This is a genomic window from Caenibius tardaugens NBRC 16725 (assembly GCF_003860345.1).
Lineage (GTDB): Bacteria > Pseudomonadota > Alphaproteobacteria > Sphingomonadales > Sphingomonadaceae > Caenibius > Caenibius tardaugens.
Window position 1 is genome coordinate 1,442,508 of record NZ_CP034179.1, and the last position, 16,614, is coordinate 1,459,121.

A 16,614-nucleotide genomic window follows, 5' to 3' on the forward strand; every position below is an offset into this window, starting at 1 on the left:
CCGATCAGAAACGCTTGGTCACCTGAACGCGCACCGTGCGCGGCAGGTTTCCGAAGCCGAGCTGGTCGGCATGGGTGCCGACAGCAAGACCCGAAGTGGTCCCGGTCGACGGGCCGTCGACCACACCCGAAGCATAGAACTTGTTGGTCAGGTTCTTGCCGATCAGCGCGATTTCCCAGTTATCGTCAGACGCGCCAAAACGGATACCGGCATCGAGCGTCATGTAGCTGCCCTGACGGGAATCCGCATTGCCGAAGCCCGATGCGAGATAGCTGCCGCTGAAACGGCTATCGATGTTGATACCGAATTTCAGCGTATCGCTGACATCACCATCATACGAAACGCCCAGGTTGCCGGTCCACTTGGGTGCAACCGCCAGCGGAGCCCCCGTCAGGTTCTGGCGGGCACCCGGCGAACACCCTTCGGCGTTGGTCTGACCGGCATAGCACGGTGCATCGGCAAAGTTGGTGTAACGCGCCTTGGTATAGTTCACCGAACCACGCAGATTGAGGCCGCTGACCGCACGCGGGGCGAATTCGAATTCGAGTTCGACGCCTTCGGTCTTCGCATCCGCCGTCAGCGTCTGGAAGGCGAAGATCGGCGAGTTGAAGAAGTCCACCTGCAAATCGAGATACTTGTAGGTGAACGCCGTGAGATTCAGGCGAAGCTGGCGATCCATCAGCGTGGACTTGATCCCGGCTTCGAAACCACGGGCCTTTTCAGGCTCGAACGTAAGGTCACCCATGGGATCGGTGGAGAACTTCGAGTTGATCCCACCGTTGGAGAACCCGCCCGATTTGTATGCTGTCTTGTAAGCCGCATAGATCAGGAGATTGTCGTTCGGTTTGTACGTCAGCGTGGCTTCGGGCGACCAGTTGTTGAACGTCTGGTCCGCGAACACCACACCCAGACCGTCCGGATCGTTCGCCGGGCGGAAGATGCCGGTCAGCCCCAGATTGTTATACGGCTGCGCGAAGTAGCTCTTCTTGGTTTCATGCGTGTAGCGCACGCCGCCCGCCAGTTCCAGTTCGGGCACGATCTTCCAGGTCAGCTGGCCGAACACAGCCAGGGTCTTGCCCTTGGTGAAGCTTTCCTTCTGGGAAGCGACATAAGTCAGCTCCTTGGGCGCAAGGTCGTCCCGGAAACCGGCGAACGTCACGTACTGTTCGAAATTACGCCGCGTACGCTGGTACAGAACCCCGATCATGCCGTTGAAGGCGCTGTCGAACCGGGTCGTTGCGCGCAGTTCCTGAGAGAAGGATTTCCAGGTGGAATTTTCCGTCGCCCAGGTGGCATTGTTGCTGGTCTGGAAATCGCAGGCGCAAGCCCAGCGGTTGTTGTTGGTGTTGTAGTTCGTCACCGAGTTGAACACGATATTATCGAGATCGTAGGTGATGTTGCCGTTCAGCGCCCACGACCGGTAACGGTTGTAAAGCTGGCCATCCTTCCGGGCATAAGGATAATTGGCCGCGATATCGGTGGGCATGTTGTTCTGGTGGGTGACGAACTTGTCATCGCAGGCATAGCCGGTCAACTGGCTGAGGCCGCTGGCCAGACCGCAGTTGTAGGCCACATAGTTCCAGGAACTGTTGTTGACCTTGTTGTAGTCGTACGTGCCCTTCAGGGTCATCGTCAGGCGATCGTCAGGCTCGAACTTCAGCGTGACCCGGCCGAGCAGCTCATCTTCACCCGGCGCGGGCGAAGAAGCCGGTGTGCCGACATGGCCGATCGGATTGCCACTGCCGCCCGCCAGATAATCGTTAATGTCGAGCGTGGTATAAGTCCGGTCGACCGAAACGTTGCGATAGTATCCGCCGTCCATCTTGGAACCACGAATGGCCAGACGCGCACCCAGTGTATCGGTGAGTGGACCGGAAACGATCAATTCGCCCTGATACTGGCGCGACTTGAATTCATATCCGGCGCGCGCCACGATTTCCCGATCCGGCCCCGGATCGTTGGTCGTCAGCGAGATCACGCCCGCCGTTGCGTTCTTGCCGAAGAACAGCGCCTGCGGCCCCTTGAGGACTTCCGCGCGCTGCAGATCGAAGAACCCTTCCTGAATGATGCGGCCCTGCCCGTAATAGGCGCCGTCCACCACAACAGCGACCGATTGTTCGATACCGATCGAGGTGGAGGAGGACCCGATACCGCGCAGGGTCAACTGCGCGCCCGATCCGTTGGAAGCACGCCCCACGTTGAGGTTCGGCGTTGCCGCGGCAATCTTTTCGATGCTGGTGATATCGCGTTTCTGCAGAACTTCCGCCGAAAGCGCCGTGACCGCCACCGGGACAGACTGCGCGCTTTCTTCGCGTTTACGTGCCGTTACAACGATGTCAGTAAGACCACCAGTTCTGGCTTCTTGACTGTCCTGAGCCAGCAGAGGTTGTGCGATAATATTTGCGCCAAGAATGCTCGACGCCAAAAGAATGCATCTTGCGATACGCATTTTCCAGGCTCCTCCCCATGAAAGTGCGTCATATTATTATCCGATAATTTCTATCTCCCCTCGCAAAATGACTAGACCTATACTTTTCACTAGGTTTTCGATTGCGTCCGACCCGGCAGCACCCCTTTGAGAAATCAGGGAGACGATCATGACCCTCAATCGATTCTGGCGTCTCGATCGCCATCCTGAAGGCCAGGATTTCGATGCCGCGCTCAGCCTGCAATCCGCCCCGCTTGCGCCGCTGAACGAAGGGGACGTGCGTATTCGCGCGGATTGGCTGTCGATGGATGCGGGCACGCGCATGTGGATGAGCCCGCGCACCGACGGTTACCAGCCGCCGCTGCCATTGGGATCGCCGATGATCGGGCTGACACTGGGACGCGTGTGCGAAAGCCGCGACCCCCGGTTTGCAGAAGGGGCGCTGGTGCGGGGCTTTGGCCAGTGGGCCGATTTCAGCACGGTCACGCCCGATCTTGCCGGGCTGGAGATCGTGGATGACAGCATCACCGATGTCCGGCAGCATTTCGGCGCTCTTGGCATGAATGCCTGGACGGCCTTCGTCGGCGTGAAGGAAGTGGCCGCCGTGCAGCCGGGCGAATGGCTGGTCGTCTCCGCTGCAGCGGGCGCCACCGGCAGTCTCGCCTGCCAGATCGGGCGCAATCTTGGCGCACGGGTGATCGGCATTGCCGGGGGGCCGGACAAATGCCGGTACCTGCGGGAGGATATCGGCGTCGCTATCGCCATCGATTATCGCAATCAGGATGTCGCGGCCGAACTGGCGCGTGTCGAAGGCGGGGTCCATGCCTTCTTCGACAATGTCGGCGGGCCGATCCTCGATGCGGTCCTGCCCAACATGGCCCATTACGGCCGTATTGCGATCTGCGGCATGGTGGCCGGTTACGATGCCGACAAGCCACTGCCCGGCCCGGCCCGGTTTGACCAGATCCTGATGCGGCGCCTGCGGGTGGAAGGTTTCTTCATTCCCGATTTCCTGCATCGCGGCAGCGAATTCCTGCCGCAATTGCGGGCCTGGGCCGATGCCGGGGAACTGGTCATGCGGTTCGATGAAACCGACGGCCTCGACCAGGTGCTGGTCGCCTATCAGCGCATGCTTTCGGGCAAGAACATCGGCAAGACCATCGTCAGGGTCGGCAGCTAGGTAATCCGCCCGATCCACCTGCCGATAGCTGTCGGGTGGGCATCATCCATCCGAAACTGTTCGCAACTTTACGATGCCGCGCTCTCCCGCCCGGCGGCAAAAGCTGCTTAAGCGTTGCCCGACGACAATTCGCTTACCCCAAGCGGACAGGTGGCAGGCGCAGAAGGCAGGACCATGGACCCCGAACAACTGGCGCAACTGATCGCCAACAGCATCGCGCGCCATCAGTCGCGCGGCCTGGTCGACGGGGCAAAGGGGATGCACGACGTGGTCATCCACGGCAGGGCCGATCTGCTGGCGGTGGCGGAAGATGTGATTGCCGCCCATGTCCAGCAGACCAAACTGGCCCGGCGATCATGGGCCCCATGGTTCAGCCACGAGGTTGACGTCCGCCACAAGGCGCAGCGGCAGGAACGCCTGCGCGCCCGGCTGGCCGAACATCTCGAAAACGGTGGCCTGTCCGCCGTGGAAGAAGCCATCACCCGCCTGCGGATGCGCGACCTGCCCGCATAATCATCACACCCGATCGCGCCGTTTATCCGGCGGCGGCCTGCATGCTGCGCTGGCGGTCCTCGCGATCGATCGCCAGCAGGGACACCCCCCTGCTTTCCCGCATCACGATCGCGGAGACCAGCGAAATGAACCCGGCGCCCAGGATGTAGAACGCAATCGGCGTCCAGTGGTTGTATTCCCGCAGCAGAGCGGTGCCGATCAGCGGCGCCCACGATCCGGCAAAGATCGCCGTGACCTGATAGCCCAGCGAAACCCCGGAATAGCGCATCCGGGTCGGGAACATCTCGGCCATCAGGGCGGGTTGGGCGGCATACATCAGCGCATGCACGATCATGCCGATAAAAATAGCCCCGAGGATGATGGGTAGCCGCTCCGTCATGAACATGGGAAAAGCCAGAAACGGCCAGAGCATGGTGAGCGCGGCCCCCAACATATACACCGGCTTGCGCCCGATCCGGTCAGCCAGCGCGCCGAATACCGGGATAATCAGCACATGCAGGATATGCGCGCAGAACAGCAGCGCGAGGATATCCGTCGTATCGACCCCGATATAGGCAAGGTAAGTGATCGAGAAGGTGACCACCATGTAATAGAGGATGTTTTCACCCACCCGCAGGCCCATTGCGGTGAACACCCCGCGCGGATAGCGGCGGAACACCTCAACCAGACCATAGCCTTCGTGGGCCCGTTCTTCCGCTTCGGCCTTGGCCGCTTCGAAAATCGGCGAATCCGTCACTTGCGTGCGGATATAATATCCCACTGCGACAATCACGACCGACAGCCAGAAACCGACGCGCCAGCCCCAGGAAAGGAACGCATCTTCGCTGAGGAAAGCGGAAAGCACGAGCAGGACCACCGTCGCCAGCAGATTGCCCAGCGGCACCCCCGCCTGCGGGAAACTGCCCCAGAACGCACGGCTGTGATTGGGGCTATTTTCGGCCACCAGCAGCACCGCCCCACCCCATTCGCCACCCAGTGCAAAACCCTGGATGAAACGCAGCAGCACCAGCAGCACGGGCGCCCAGTACCCGATTGTGCTGAAAGTCGGCAGACAGCCCATCAGGAACGTGGAAACGCCAATCAGCACAAGGCTGAACTGCAACAGCGACTTGCGCCCGATCCTGTCGCCGATATGCCCGAACACGATCCCGCCCAGCGGCCGCGCGATGAAACCGACGGCATAAGTCGCGAAGGCGGCGATCACACCATCCAGTTCGTTGCCGGTCTGGGGAAAGAACAGCTTGCCGAATACCAGTGTCGCGGCGGTGCCATAGAGGAAGAACTCGTACCATTCGACGACAGTACCCGCCATCGATGCCCCCACGACCTTGCGCAGATAAGGCAGATCCGCCTGTTCCTCATGCTTCATTATGCGACACCCTCATCATCCCCGGACAGGGTCTGTCGCAGCAAGCAGCCGTTTGATCAAGGGCCAGCCGTGGCGGATCGGCGCCCCTTGAAGCCGGGCCGGGTGCCGCGTTTGCGTGACATCGCCGTTCACATCCGGTCAAGTTCCGAAAGGCCCAGTTCTTCCAGCAAGGCCGTGCGTGCCCGGCGCAAATCCCGCCACAACGCGGGATCGCCAATCGCCCCCGGATCAATCGACACCGGCCACAAGCGGCGCACCAGGGCCTCGATCCGATCCAGCCGTGCGGGGTCGACCAGAAACCGGGGGTCGATCGTTTGCGGATCGGCCACCACCCGCAAACGCAGACAGGCCGGGCCGCCACCATTGGCCATCGACTGCCGCACATCGACCGGCACCACCCGGCGGACAGGCCCGTTTTTGGCCAGCAGCGCCCCCAGCCATGCGGCCACGCGCGGATGGTCGTGCGCTTCTTTCGGCACGATCAGCGCCATGCCGCCTTCGGGCAAGGTCACCAGTTGGGCGTTGAGCAGATAGGTCGCCACCGCATCATCGAGGCTGACCGTGGCGGCGGGAATCTGTTCGATCACCACCGATGATAGCCGTTCCTGCAAGGCCGAACAGACCGCATCCATGTCGGTGAACGCCTGTTCGTGGACCAGCAGCACATTCTCGTTCGCCACCGCAACGACATCGTTGTGAAACGCTCCGGCAGCAATGGCGGCCGGGGACTGTTCGGCGAACAGCACATGGCGCGGATCGAGCCGGTGAATCCGGGCGATTGCCTCGCTCGCCTCGCGGTGTTGCCGCGCGGGATAGGGCCCGCCGCCCACACCATAAACGAACAGTTCCACCCCATGCGCATCGTGCGATGACGCCAGCCGCATATGATTGGCCGCGCCCTCATCGCCGAAGGGTGGGGGAATGGGACCATGGACCGCAAAATGGCGGCTATCGGCAAAGGCGATGCGCAACTGGGCCAGCGTCTGTGGCCACTCGTGGCTGCGGTGGGCCATGGTTTGCAGATTGGCGACTGTCAGATGGCAAAGCCCGTCCGCCGTATCGGGGGCGGGCGAAACTGTGGCGGCGTTGGCCGCCCACATGGCCGACGCGGACAGTGCGTCGGACCGCAGCCTTGGCCCGGCACTGGCCATGGCCGTGCCCAACTGATCGAGCCAGCGGATATTGGGGCGATCGTGCGGGGGCAAAATGCCCTGCACCAACCCGAGAGCAAGGGCCGCGCGCATCTTGGCAATACCCTGCAAGGCCGCGTCGCGCGGGTGGGATAGCGTTCCGGCATTGTGGGTCGCGGCGAGATTGCCGGGGCTGAGCCCGCTGAAGTTGTGGCTCGGCCCGATCATCCCATCGAAGTTGATTTCGCGCAGCATCGGCTCAGTCCGCCACATGCACGATCGTATCGCCCACGCCCACATCGAGCGCGATGGCCGCCGCGCGATCCAGCGTTGCACCGTGCTGCGCCACATGCATCAACCCGCGGCAACAGCGGAAGCTGTGCAGGCGCCCGGTGGCGATCAGATGGCTGATGCCGTCACCCCCACCATTCCCAAGCTCCGCAATTTGGGTGATCCGCGAACCCTGCGCATCGCGGATCGTGGCGATCCGGTCGGTTTCCGCGATCATGGTCGGGCCGCCATCGAAAATGTCGATGTAGCAGTCGAACGCAAACCCTTCCCGTTCCAGCATGCGCATCGCCGCTTGCCCCGACTGGTGCGGCACCCCGATCTGCACCCGTGCGCTATCGGGCAGCATCGAGGTGTAGATCGGATGCTTGGGCATCAGATCGGCAATGAACTGGTTGCCATGCACCGCGTTAAAGGCATCCGCCTCGCAAAACGGCATGCCGAAGAAACGCCCCGCCAGCCCATCCCAGAAGGGGGAACTGCCTGCCGCATCCAGCGCCCCGCGCAATTCCGCAATCGTGCGCGGGGCAAAGCGGGGGCGATGCATTTTGATGAACAGATACCGCGCGCGCGCCAGCAGCCTGCCCGCCCCTGCGGCGCGCGCGCCAGGTTCAAGAAACAGCCCACCCACTTCGGTCGCGCCATCCAAATCGGTGCACAGGGTCAGCGTTTCGGCGCGGAAGGTCTGGCCCAGTTCCTTGCTTACCTGCGTCAGGGCGCCGATCCGGTAACTGTAAAACGGCCAATTCGCCCCGATGCTCGAATAAATCTGGCAAGTGCCGTCCACCGCCCCGCTTGCGCTATCCTCCAGCGCGAACAGGAACAGTTCGTTATCGGGTGCATCGGTATCCCGGCTGAAACAGGCCAAGGCGCGTTCCACCTTCTGTTGCAGTGTCGGTCGATCCGCTGGCAGATTGGTGAACCCGCCCCCGGTATTTTGGGCCATGCGATAAAGCGGATCGAGATCGTCGCAGCGGATCGGACGCACCACCCGTGTCATAAAACCGCCTCTCCCCTGTCCAGCTGCGAGAGGACCAGCGCGGAAAGCTGCGCCCGTTCGCGTAGTGAATCGACCAGCAGGAATTCTTCATCCGTATGAATATTCCCGCCGCAGGCCCCCATGGTGTCGATCACCGGCACGCCGCAGGCCGCGATATTGTTGCCGTCACAAACCCCGCCCGTATCCCGCCATCCCATGGCAAGGCCGAGATCCCGGGCCGCGGCGGAAACCAATGTGGCCAGTGCCCCGGTCCCGCCATCGCCCCGTTTGGGTGGCCGCCCGAAATCGCCGTGCAATGCCACTGCAACATCATGATCGCGTGCCACATCATCTATCGCCCGTGCGATGAGCGCGCGCGCCGCCGCCATGGCATGATCGTCTGCCGGGCGCATGTTGAACCGCAGCACAGCCAGATCGGGCACCAGGTTGTTGGGCCCGCCGCCATCGATTTTCGCCGGATTGATCGCCAGCCCAGCGCGCCTTGCGCGATAGAGGCGCAGAGCCAGATCGCCGGCCGCGACAAGGGCATTGCGCCCGTCTTCGGGATTGCGCCCGGCGTGGGCGGATCGCCCCCGGATCACCGCAGTGAAATTGCCCGATCCGGGCCGGTCCTTCGCCAGATCGCCACCGGGCAACGCGGGTTCATAGGTCAGCGCCGCACACTTGCCCTCCGCCAGTTCGCGCAACGCCCGGGCCGATGCCAGCGAGCCGGTTTCCTCGTCACTGTTGATCAGCACGTCATAGCCCAGCGCCGGTGGGCTGCCTGCACCCATCCGCTCAAATGCCTGCAAGGCGGCCAGCATCAGGGCGATCCCGCCTTTCATATCGGCCGTGCCCGGGCCGCGCAGCGTGCCTTCATCCAGCCATGTGCAATGCTGGAACGGATGATCGGCGGCAAACACCGTATCCATATGCCCGGTCAACAAGATCCGGCGCGCGGCATCGGGCCGGACCGAGACATGCAGATGCCTGCCATGCGCACGGTCGACCATATGCCCCTGCCCGTCCACCATCGCCACCGGCGCAGGGTCGAGCAGGGAAACCTCGCCCGGTAACACGGAAAAGGCATCCGCCAACCGCCCCGCCATCGCCGCCAGCCCCGCCAGATTGTCAGTACCGCTGTTGACCCCCGCCCAATCGAGCACGTGATCCCGTATCGGTTGTGGGGCGATGTGGTCCACGAGACGGGTTTCGGGCAGCGTCAATCCGGGCATGGCCGCAGCATCGCTTCCAGACCGGTCAGGTTCCCTTCGGTAACGGCGGCCTCGAAACTGGCGACCGGATAGGCGCAATAGTCCGCCGCATACCAGCCGCCCGGGCGGTGATTGCCGGAATCGCCCGGGCCGCCGAACGGCATCGCCCCCGCAGCCCCCGTGGTCGGGCGGTTGCGGTTGACGATCCCCGCCCGCACGCCCGTAACGAACCTGTGCCACAAGGCATCGTCCTCGCTCACCAGCCCGGCGGCCAGGCCGAAGCGGGTGTTATTGGCCGCCGCCAGCGCCCCATCGAATGTCGCCACGCGGGTCACTTGCAGGACCGGGGCGAAAATCTCCTCATCCGGTGCGGCGATCCCCGTCATGTCGAGCAGGACCGGCTTGACGAAGGCCGCGCTTCTGCCCGCCAGCCCGCCCGGCGGGCGAAGGGCTTTACCGCCCAGTGCCAGCAGACAATCGACCTGTGCCCGGGCCTTGGCCGCGGCCTCGGCAGAAACCAGCGGCCCCATGAATGGAATGGGCGTTTCGTCCCACGCCCCGATTACCAGCCGGTCGCTCAGCGCGGCCACCGCATCGATCACCGCATCGCCGAACGATCCGTCGGGCACGATCAGGCGACGGGCGCAGGAACAGCGCTGGCCCGTCGTCAAATAGGCGGACTGGACAATGATCGCGGCCATTTCCGCCAGATCGCCATCCCATGCGATCAGGGGATTATTGCCCCCCAGTTCGAGCGCGAGGATCACTTTGGGCCGTTCGGCGAACTGGCGCCGGAAATGCGCACCTGTTGCGGCGGAACCGGTGAACAGCAGCCCGTCGATATCCGCCTGCGCCAGGGCCGCGCCCGTATCCCGGCCACCCTGCACCACGGTGAACACCCCTTCCGGCAGACCGGCCTCGGCCCAGGCCATGGCCATCGCCTCACCGGTTGCCGGGGTCAGTTCCGACGGTTTGAACACCACGGTGTTCCCTGCCAGCAAGGCAGGCACGATGTGCCCGTTCGGCAAATGGCCCGGAAAGTTGTAAGGCCCGAACACGGCCATCACCCCATAGGGGCGATGACGCAGCACCGCGGCGCCAAAGGCCGTGGGGGTATGATGCTGCCCCGCCCTTTCCCCCTGCGCGGCGATCGACAGATCGATCTTGCCGATCATTGATCCGACTTCCTGCTGCGCTTCCCACAAGGGCTTGCCCGTTTCGCGCGCAATCGTCTCGGCCATCTCCGATGCACCCGCCTGCAGAGCATCGCGGAACGCCAGAACATGCGCTGTTCTTTGCGGCTGATCGCGCATGCTCCACGCCGGAAAGGCACGCCGTGCGGTTTCCACTGCGCGGGCCACCGCCTGCGGCCCCATCGCCGGGCCTTCCCACACCATGTCCCCGCTGGCCGGGTCCAGAGAACGGAACACCCCTGTCATGCCTTCGCCCCGCCGGTGGGCGCGGACAACCGGCCTACACGGATATATCCGGGGGACGGCCATGTCATGGCATGGCCTCCTGCGGGCTGTCGGGCTGCCTGTCCGGATGGGCCATGGCGAAAACGGGCAAGGCAAGACAGGCCGCCTCTATCCGGCGCATGCGGGGCCAGGGATCGAGATCGCAAGCGAACCGCCGCGCATTGTAGAGCTGCGGGATCAGCACGGTTTCGAACAGGCCCGGCGTATCGAACAGGAAATCCCCCGCCCCCAGCGCCGCCAGCCGCTGCTCGACAGGCCCGAGCGTCTGCGCCAGCCAATGCCGGTACCAGCGGTCGATCGCCGCCTGATTCTGGCCCAGCTCGTTCTTGAGATAGTGCTGCACCCGCAGGTTGAGCGGCGCATGCAGTTCGGTGGCGATACCCAGCGCCAGTTCCCGCGCGTGATAACGTTCTTCAGGCCCCGGCGGCAGCAAGGGGGGATCGGGATAGCGTTCTTCCAGCCAATCGATGATCGCCATCGATTGCATATAGCGCCGCCCATCCACCTCCAGCACCGGCACCCCGCCAAACGGATTGATCGCGCGAAACGCCGCCCCGCGTTGTTCCCCGGTCCGCAGATCGACGGGGACGATATCATAGTGCAGGCCCTTGATATTCAGGGCGATGCGGACGCGATAGCTCGTGGAACTGCGGTAATAGGCATAGAGACGCACTCAGCCCTCCCTCTCGCTCAGATCGTGCAGCCACGCGGCATGGCGCGGCGCCTTGCGCGTTCGCGCCCATTCTTCCAGCATGGCGGGCGCCACGCGATGCAGTTCGGCCATCTGTTCGGGCGTATGCATATCGCAGGCCAGTTCGATGCGGTGGCCGTTGGGATCGAAGAAATAGATCGACTGGAAAATGCCGTGATGCACCGGCCCCAGCACATCGATCCCGCGATCGACCGCATGCGCTTTCGCGGCCAGCAGGCTCGCCATATCGGGCACCTTGAAGGCAATGTGCTGGACCCAGCCCGGCGTCGCCTCGTCCCGGCCCATGTCCGGCGCCTGCGGCAATTCGAAAAACGCCAGGACATTGCCCCCGCCCGCATCGAGGAAGACATGCATGTAGGGATCGGGTTCCCCGGTCGATGGCACTTTGTCTTCGGCAATGGCCAGTTTGAAATCCATGCCCAGCACATCGCGGTAGAACGCCACGGTTTCCGCGGCATCGCGGCAACGATAGGCGACGTGATGAATTCCCCCCAGCGAAGGCTGCGCAGCCCGCACGGCATCCTCGCCCATCATCGCGCCGTCTCCTTCGGCCCATCTCTCTGCAATACATCGCGCCGGAGCTGATCGCGTTCCAGACTTTCGAACAGAGCCTGGAAATTGCCTTCACCGAAGCCTTCGTCGCCACGCCGTTCGATGAACTCGAAAAACACCGGCCCAATCGCCGGTTCGGCAAAAATCTGCAGCAGCAACCGGGGTGGGCCAGCAGCGGTGGTGCCATCCAGCAGGATGCCCCGTGCGCGCAGCGCCGCGACATCGCAGCCATGCCGGGGCAGACGATCGTCCAGCATGGCATAGTAGGTATCGGGCGGCGCGGCCATCAACGGCACGCCCGCCTGCTTGAGCCGATCCCACACGGCGACAAGATCGTCGCAGGCAAAGGCGATGTGCTGGATACCTTCGCCGTTGAACCGGCGCAGAAATTCGTCAATCTGCCCATGCCCGCGCTCACCCTCCTCATTCAGGGGAATGCGAATCTTGCCATCGGGTGCGGCCAGTGCCCGCGATAACAGGCCGGTATATTCGCCCTTGATATCGAAATGGCGCATTTCCCGGAAATTGAACAATTTCTCATAGTAATCGGCCCAATAGGCCATGCGCCCGCCATAGACATTGTGGGTGAGGTGATCGATCCGGCGCAGGCCTGCCCCCACCGGATGACGCTCCCCATCGGGGAGGTACGCGAAATCGATATCGTAGATCGACAAGGCCCCGTTGCCTTCGCTTTCATAACGATCGATCAGATAGATGATCGCCCCGCCAATGCCCCGGATAGCCGGCAGGCGCAGTTCCATCGGTCCGGTCTCAATCAGTACCGGCTCGGCGGACCGCCGGACCAGTTCCTCATAGGCGCGGTGCGCATCCTTCACCCGGAACGCCATCCCGCAGGCGCTGGGCCCGTGTTCGCGCGAAAAGCACCAGGCGGGGGAACGTGGCTCGTAATTGGTGATGAGGTTGATTTCCCCCTGCCGCCACAGCGCAACATGTTTCGAACGATGGCGGGCGATACAGGAAAAGCCCATCGCCGCGAAAACAGGTTCCAGCACACCCCTTTCCGGCGCGGAAAATTCGATGAACTCGAACCCGTCCAGCCCGATCGGATTGGCCAGCCGCCCCCTCACCGCACCCACTCCACCGCCGGTTGCGGTACATAGATGCGATCGCCATCCACGATCCGGTCTGGCGGCAAGGGCGCACTGTCACGCCATGCTGCGTAAATCGGCCCGAAATCGAGCGCGACCAGATCGCCCATCAGCTGTTCGAGGCTGTCGAGCACGAAGTAGCAGCTCTGAAACGCATCGATATGATAGGCCGTGCGCAGGATACGCACCGCATCGAATTGCAGACGCAGCGGCTGTGGGCTCTCGACACTATGGACGATCTCCCCGGCGGAAGAAACCAGCCCCGCACCGAACGCGCGCAGCCCGGCCCCCTGATCGATCAGGCCGAATTCCACCGTGTACCAGTAAATCCGCGCCAGCATGTCCAGCGCGCCCATCGCAGTCGCCCGTTCCCCCGCCTTGCCATAGGCCGCCATGAAATCGGCAAACACCGGATCGAGCAACATCGGCACATGGCCGAAGAAATCATGGAACACGTCCGGTTCGACGAGGTAATCCAGTTCGCGCTCCTCGCGCAGCCAGTAGGTCACCGGGAAGCGCCGCCCGGCGAGATGGGCGAAAAAGCACGCATCGGGAATGAAACCGGGCACGGCCACCAGCCGCCAGCCGGTGGCTTCCTCCAGAATATGGCCTGCCTGATCGAAGTCGGGGATGGCATGGGCGCAATCCAGCCGCTGCAGGCCGGAAAGGAACTGCGGCGCGGCGTATTGGCCGGCCAATGCGCTTTGCCGGGCATAGAGACGCCGCCACCGGTCATGCATATCAGGGGTATAGGCCGCACAGTCCTGTACGACCGTATAATCTGCAGCGGCGGCCTCGTAATCACCGCGAAGGCCGCTGGTGCTCTGGGCTGAGCATGGCCTTTCCATAGGGCATGATCATATCACCAATCAGACGCGGGGTCCGTGCAATCCACGCATGGATTGCCACCACTATTAGTGATATTCTCCAATATATCAGCAAGTCTTGGGGGAAATATGCCCATGGACCGATTTGACCGAGCTATCATCGCCGCGCTGCAGGATGATGCGCGCATGCCGATCGCGGAAATCGCGGAGCGGGTTTCGCTTTCCGCCACACCGGTCAGCCGACGGCTCAAACATCTTGAGGAAGACGGCATCATTCGGGGCTATGCCCCCATTCTCGACATGCGCAAGCTGGGCTTCGAACTGGATGCCTATGTGCTGATCAATCTTGAGACGCATAACGACGAGAATATCGACCGGTTCGAACAGGAAATCCTGTCCAATCCCTATGTCGTATCGTGCAACGCGGTGACCGGTGACATGGACTACCTGTTGCATGTGATCGCGCGCAACGTCGATCACCTGAACCAGTCGACCCTGAAAGCGCTCGTCCGCATTCCCGGAGTGCGCGATGTGAAATCGATCATCGCGTTGGAGGCGATAAAATCGCTCCAGTCCGTTCCGCTCGACTGAACGGTTACAACCGTATCGAACGGATCAGATCGGTCCCGTCGAAACCCACGCTGGCCTTGCGCACCATGGCGTAGAACCCGGTGAGCGTCGGCGTGCCTTCGTAGATTTCGATCATGTGGCCATAGCGGGCGACCGCATCCATCATGATAAAGGCGAAACCATCCATCATCTCGGCATAGAGCGCGCAGGCCATGCCCTGCTTTTCGAAATGGGCTCGCGCGGCGGCCAGATCGTCGACGATCAGCGCCACATGGTGCATCCCTTCCCCGCCATCGGGCCAGACATCATGGAACACGGACGGGCCGGGATTGTTCTGCTGCACGAACTCGATCATCAGATCGCCCCATTGCCCATAGGCCGAACTGTGATCCAGTTCCACTTCGGCCCCGCGATAGAGCACGCGGGCAAGCGGGATGTTATCGGCGACGAAATAGGGCCCCGAACCGTAGAGCGCATGATGACGCTGCGCCGCCTCGCGCACATCGGGGACAAAGTAGGCAATTTGCCGAACTGGATATACAGGATCGCCCATTGTTATCGCCTTTCTTCCGGTTGCCGCAGGCACTCAACGCGCCGCTTGCAGGATCATATCCGCCGCGTGCCACCCTACGGCCATCGCCGGGGCGTTGGTATTGCCGGTGACCGTGCCCGGCATGATCGAGCAATCGACCACACGCAACCCTTCCACACCGTTCACGCGGGCCTGCGCATCCACCACGGCGCGATTATCGCTGCCCATACGGCACGATCCGGTCGCGTGCAGCCCACAGGTTGCCAGACGCCGGAAGGCGTCGAGTATCTCGTCATCGCTTTGGCACTGGGGGCCCGGCAGCATTTCGGCCACGATCTTATCCGCCAGCGCCGGCTGCGCCATGTAGCGGCGCATATAGCGCACCATGGCGATGGCCGCAGCCTTGTCCTCATCCGTCTGCAACCAGTTCGGGGTGATCTCCATCGCGGCCCCGGCATCGGGCGACCGGATGTAGAGCGTGCCTTCGCTGGTCAGCCGCAAGAGTTGCCCATAGATCGAAATGCCGGGTTCCCGATCGATCGCCGCCAGCGGCACCGGGTGATTGTCATCGCTCAGCGCGAACACGTAGCCGCCCAGATAGAGCTGCGCATCGGGCCGCCCGTCAGGATGCGCGACATTGACAAACGCCCCGACCTCGAACGGGCCGGTGGCCAGAGCGCCACCCCGGGTCAGGCCATATTGCAGCACGCTTTTCACCAGACCCGCGCCGAAGAACGCCTTGTGGCTGCCCCCGCCCCCGCGCAGCCGGTGCGGCATGGCAAAGGCCAGATGTTCGCGCATGCGCCCGCCCACATCGGGACTGTCGACCACCACATCGACACCCGCCGCCTTCAACCGCTCCGCCGGGCCAATACCCGACAGTTGCAGGATGCGCGGGCTTTCCATCGCACCGGCAGAAAGGATCACCTCCCCCCGGCAGGCGATGGTGAAACGCCGCCCGTCCTGCCGGACAGCCACGCCCGTCGCGCGCCCGCCGGAAATTTCCACCCGTTCGACCAGCGTCCGGGTCAGGACATCCAGATTGGGCCGCGACAGCGCGGGCTTCAGAAAGGCGGCGGCCGCACTGTCCCTGCGCCCTTTGCGAATGTTGTGCGCGTAATAGCCGACCCGGTCCCCCGAGATGGCATTGAGATCGTCCGTGCGTATCAGCCCGAGTTGCACCCCGGCCTCGACCATGTTTTCCGTCAGCGGATAGTGATAGGTGCCCGGGCTGATATGCACCGGGCCGCCCGCCCCGCGCGTGTCGCTGGCCCCCAGTTCATGATCTTCAATCGCCTTGTAGGCCGACAGCATGGTGGCGGCGTTCCATCCGGTCGCCCCCAGCCGTTCCCATTCGTCGTAATCTTCCGCCTGCCCCCGGCTCCAGATCATGCCGTTGATTGATGAAGACCCCCCCAGCCCTTTGCCCCTGATCCAGACCTCGTTGGCTTCGCCCCCTTCCACACGCGGCTGTGATACGGTGTAGGCCCAGATATGGTCGGGGCTGTTGACCAGTTTGGCCACGCCTTTGGGGATGTGAATCCAGCGATTGGTATCGCGATCGCCCGCCTCGATAATCAGAACCTGCGCACGCCCATCGGCCGACAGACGATTGGCCAGAACGCATCCGGCCGACCCGGCGCCGACGATGATATAATCATAGACCTTGTCGTTCATTACGCATCCTCGAAAGGCGTTCCCGGTGCCGGGAGGAGGTGGCACCGGGAACGGGT

At 63.0% G+C, this 16,614-nt stretch carries 15 protein-coding genes; 3 read left to right on the forward strand and 12 right to left on the reverse strand.

Going from position 1 to position 16,614, the window contains the following annotated elements; genetic code table 11:
- Window positions 1-4 precede the first annotated feature (4 nt).
- A complete protein-coding gene (locus tag EGO55_RS06510) occupies window positions 5-2,449 on the reverse strand; it encodes a TonB-dependent receptor (protein ID WP_021690870.1) in 2,445 nt (814 codons plus the stop codon).
- Between the two features lie 148 nt (window positions 2,450-2,597).
- Between EGO55_RS06510 and EGO55_RS06515 the strand changes: the two genes are divergently transcribed.
- Complete coding sequence (locus EGO55_RS06515; protein WP_021690869.1) at window positions 2,598-3,608, forward strand: NADP-dependent oxidoreductase; 1,011 nt, start codon at window positions 2,598-2,600, stop codon at window positions 3,606-3,608.
- Between the two features lie 174 nt (window positions 3,609-3,782).
- The gene (locus EGO55_RS06520) at window positions 3,783-4,121 is read left to right on the forward strand and encodes a hypothetical protein (protein ID WP_021690868.1); all 339 of its coding nucleotides are present in this window, start codon (window positions 3,783-3,785) and stop codon (window positions 4,119-4,121) included.
- A 22-nt stretch (window positions 4,122-4,143) separates the two neighbouring features.
- Here EGO55_RS06520 and EGO55_RS06525 read toward each other — a convergent pair whose 3' ends face one another.
- From EGO55_RS06525 to phhA, 9 genes are all read right to left on the reverse strand, one after another.
- Window positions 4,144-5,490 (reverse strand): MFS transporter, encoded by a 1,347-nt coding sequence (locus EGO55_RS06525; protein ID WP_021690867.1) that lies wholly within the window; start codon window positions 5,488-5,490, stop codon window positions 4,144-4,146.
- A gap of 128 nt (window positions 5,491-5,618) precedes the next feature.
- Window positions 5,619-6,875: an N-succinylarginine dihydrolase gene (locus EGO55_RS06530; RefSeq protein ID WP_021690866.1), complete on the reverse strand. Its 1,257-nt coding sequence runs from the start codon at window positions 6,873-6,875 to the stop codon at window positions 5,619-5,621.
- Between the two features lie 4 nt (window positions 6,876-6,879).
- Window positions 6,880-7,908, reverse strand: coding sequence for an arginine N-succinyltransferase (locus tag EGO55_RS06535; protein WP_021690865.1), 1,029 nt, complete (start codon window positions 7,906-7,908; stop codon window positions 6,880-6,882).
- Window positions 7,905-9,122 carry a hydrolase gene (locus tag EGO55_RS06540; protein WP_021690864.1) on the reverse strand — a complete coding sequence of 406 codons (1,218 nt, stop codon included), beginning with the start codon at window positions 9,120-9,122 and terminating at the stop codon, window positions 7,905-7,907. The genes EGO55_RS06535 and EGO55_RS06540 overlap by 4 nt, the downstream gene beginning before the upstream one ends.
- Window positions 9,110-10,540, reverse strand: coding sequence for a succinylglutamate-semialdehyde dehydrogenase (astD, locus tag EGO55_RS06545; RefSeq protein WP_040716352.1), 1,431 nt, complete (start codon window positions 10,538-10,540; stop codon window positions 9,110-9,112). Before astD ends, EGO55_RS06540 begins: the two co-directional genes overlap by 13 nt.
- 64 nt (window positions 10,541-10,604) lie before the next feature.
- Window positions 10,605-11,252: a maleylacetoacetate isomerase gene (gene maiA / locus EGO55_RS06550; RefSeq protein ID WP_021690862.1), complete on the reverse strand. Its 648-nt coding sequence runs from the start codon at window positions 11,250-11,252 to the stop codon at window positions 10,605-10,607.
- Window positions 11,253-11,822 carry a VOC family protein gene (locus EGO55_RS06555; protein ID WP_040716394.1) on the reverse strand — a complete coding sequence of 190 codons (570 nt, stop codon included), beginning with the start codon at window positions 11,820-11,822 and terminating at the stop codon, window positions 11,253-11,255.
- Window positions 11,822-12,931, reverse strand: a complete 1,110-nt coding sequence (hppD, locus tag EGO55_RS06560) for a 4-hydroxyphenylpyruvate dioxygenase (RefSeq protein ID WP_174391307.1) — start codon at window positions 12,929-12,931, stop codon at window positions 11,822-11,824. Before hppD ends, EGO55_RS06555 begins: the two co-directional genes overlap by 1 nt.
- Window positions 12,928-13,800 carry a phenylalanine 4-monooxygenase gene (gene phhA / locus EGO55_RS06565; RefSeq protein ID WP_021690859.1) on the reverse strand — a complete coding sequence of 291 codons (873 nt, stop codon included), beginning with the start codon at window positions 13,798-13,800 and terminating at the stop codon, window positions 12,928-12,930. Before phhA ends, hppD begins: the two co-directional genes overlap by 4 nt.
- A 114-nt stretch (window positions 13,801-13,914) precedes the next feature.
- Here phhA and EGO55_RS06570 point away from each other — a divergent pair, with 114 nt between their 5' ends.
- Entirely contained in the window at window positions 13,915-14,370 is a 456-nt protein-coding gene (locus tag EGO55_RS06570) for an Lrp/AsnC family transcriptional regulator (protein WP_210766662.1), read from the forward strand.
- A gap of 4 nt (window positions 14,371-14,374) precedes the next feature.
- Here the strand turns inward: EGO55_RS06570 and EGO55_RS06575 are convergent, their stop codons facing one another.
- Both EGO55_RS06575 and EGO55_RS06580 read right to left on the reverse strand, forming a co-directional pair.
- Window positions 14,375-14,902 (reverse strand): VOC family protein, encoded by a 528-nt coding sequence (locus EGO55_RS06575; RefSeq protein ID WP_021690857.1) that lies wholly within the window; start codon window positions 14,900-14,902, stop codon window positions 14,375-14,377.
- Between the two features lie 33 nt (window positions 14,903-14,935).
- Entirely contained in the window at window positions 14,936-16,558 is a 1,623-nt protein-coding gene (locus EGO55_RS06580; RefSeq protein ID WP_021690856.1) for a GMC family oxidoreductase, read from the reverse strand.
- Between the last annotated feature and the right edge of the window lie 56 nt (window positions 16,559-16,614).

Coding starts and splice junctions, on each gene's coding strand:
- EGO55_RS06530 (WP_021690866.1), bottom strand. CDS start 6,875: ATGCTGCGCGAAATCAACTTCGATGGGATGATCGGGCCGAGCCACAAC.
- phhA (WP_021690859.1), bottom strand. CDS start 13,800: ATGGAAAGGCCATGCTCAGCCCAGAGCACCAGCGGCCTTCGCGGTGAT.
- astD (WP_040716352.1), bottom strand. CDS start 10,540: ATGACAGGGGTGTTCCGTTCTCTGGACCCGGCCAGCGGGGACATGGTG.
- EGO55_RS06520 (WP_021690868.1), top strand. CDS start 3,783: ATGGACCCCGAACAACTGGCGCAACTGATCGCCAACAGCATCGCGCGC.
- EGO55_RS06580 (WP_021690856.1), bottom strand. CDS start 16,558: ATGAACGACAAGGTCTATGATTATATCATCGTCGGCGCCGGGTCGGCC.
- EGO55_RS06575 (WP_021690857.1), bottom strand. CDS start 14,902: ATGGGCGATCCTGTATATCCAGTTCGGCAAATTGCCTACTTTGTCCCC.
- EGO55_RS06555 (WP_040716394.1), bottom strand. CDS start 11,822: ATGGGCGAGGATGCCGTGCGGGCTGCGCAGCCTTCGCTGGGGGGAATT.
- EGO55_RS06510 (WP_021690870.1), bottom strand. CDS start 2,449: ATGCGTATCGCAAGATGCATTCTTTTGGCGTCGAGCATTCTTGGCGCA.
- EGO55_RS06570 (WP_210766662.1), top strand. CDS start 13,915: ATGGACCGATTTGACCGAGCTATCATCGCCGCGCTGCAGGATGATGCG.
- EGO55_RS06535 (WP_021690865.1), bottom strand. CDS start 7,908: ATGACACGGGTGGTGCGTCCGATCCGCTGCGACGATCTCGATCCGCTT.
- EGO55_RS06515 (WP_021690869.1), top strand. CDS start 2,598: ATGACCCTCAATCGATTCTGGCGTCTCGATCGCCATCCTGAAGGCCAG.
- EGO55_RS06540 (WP_021690864.1), bottom strand. CDS start 9,122: ATGCCCGGATTGACGCTGCCCGAAACCCGTCTCGTGGACCACATCGCC.
- EGO55_RS06525 (WP_021690867.1), bottom strand. CDS start 5,490: ATGAAGCATGAGGAACAGGCGGATCTGCCTTATCTGCGCAAGGTCGTG.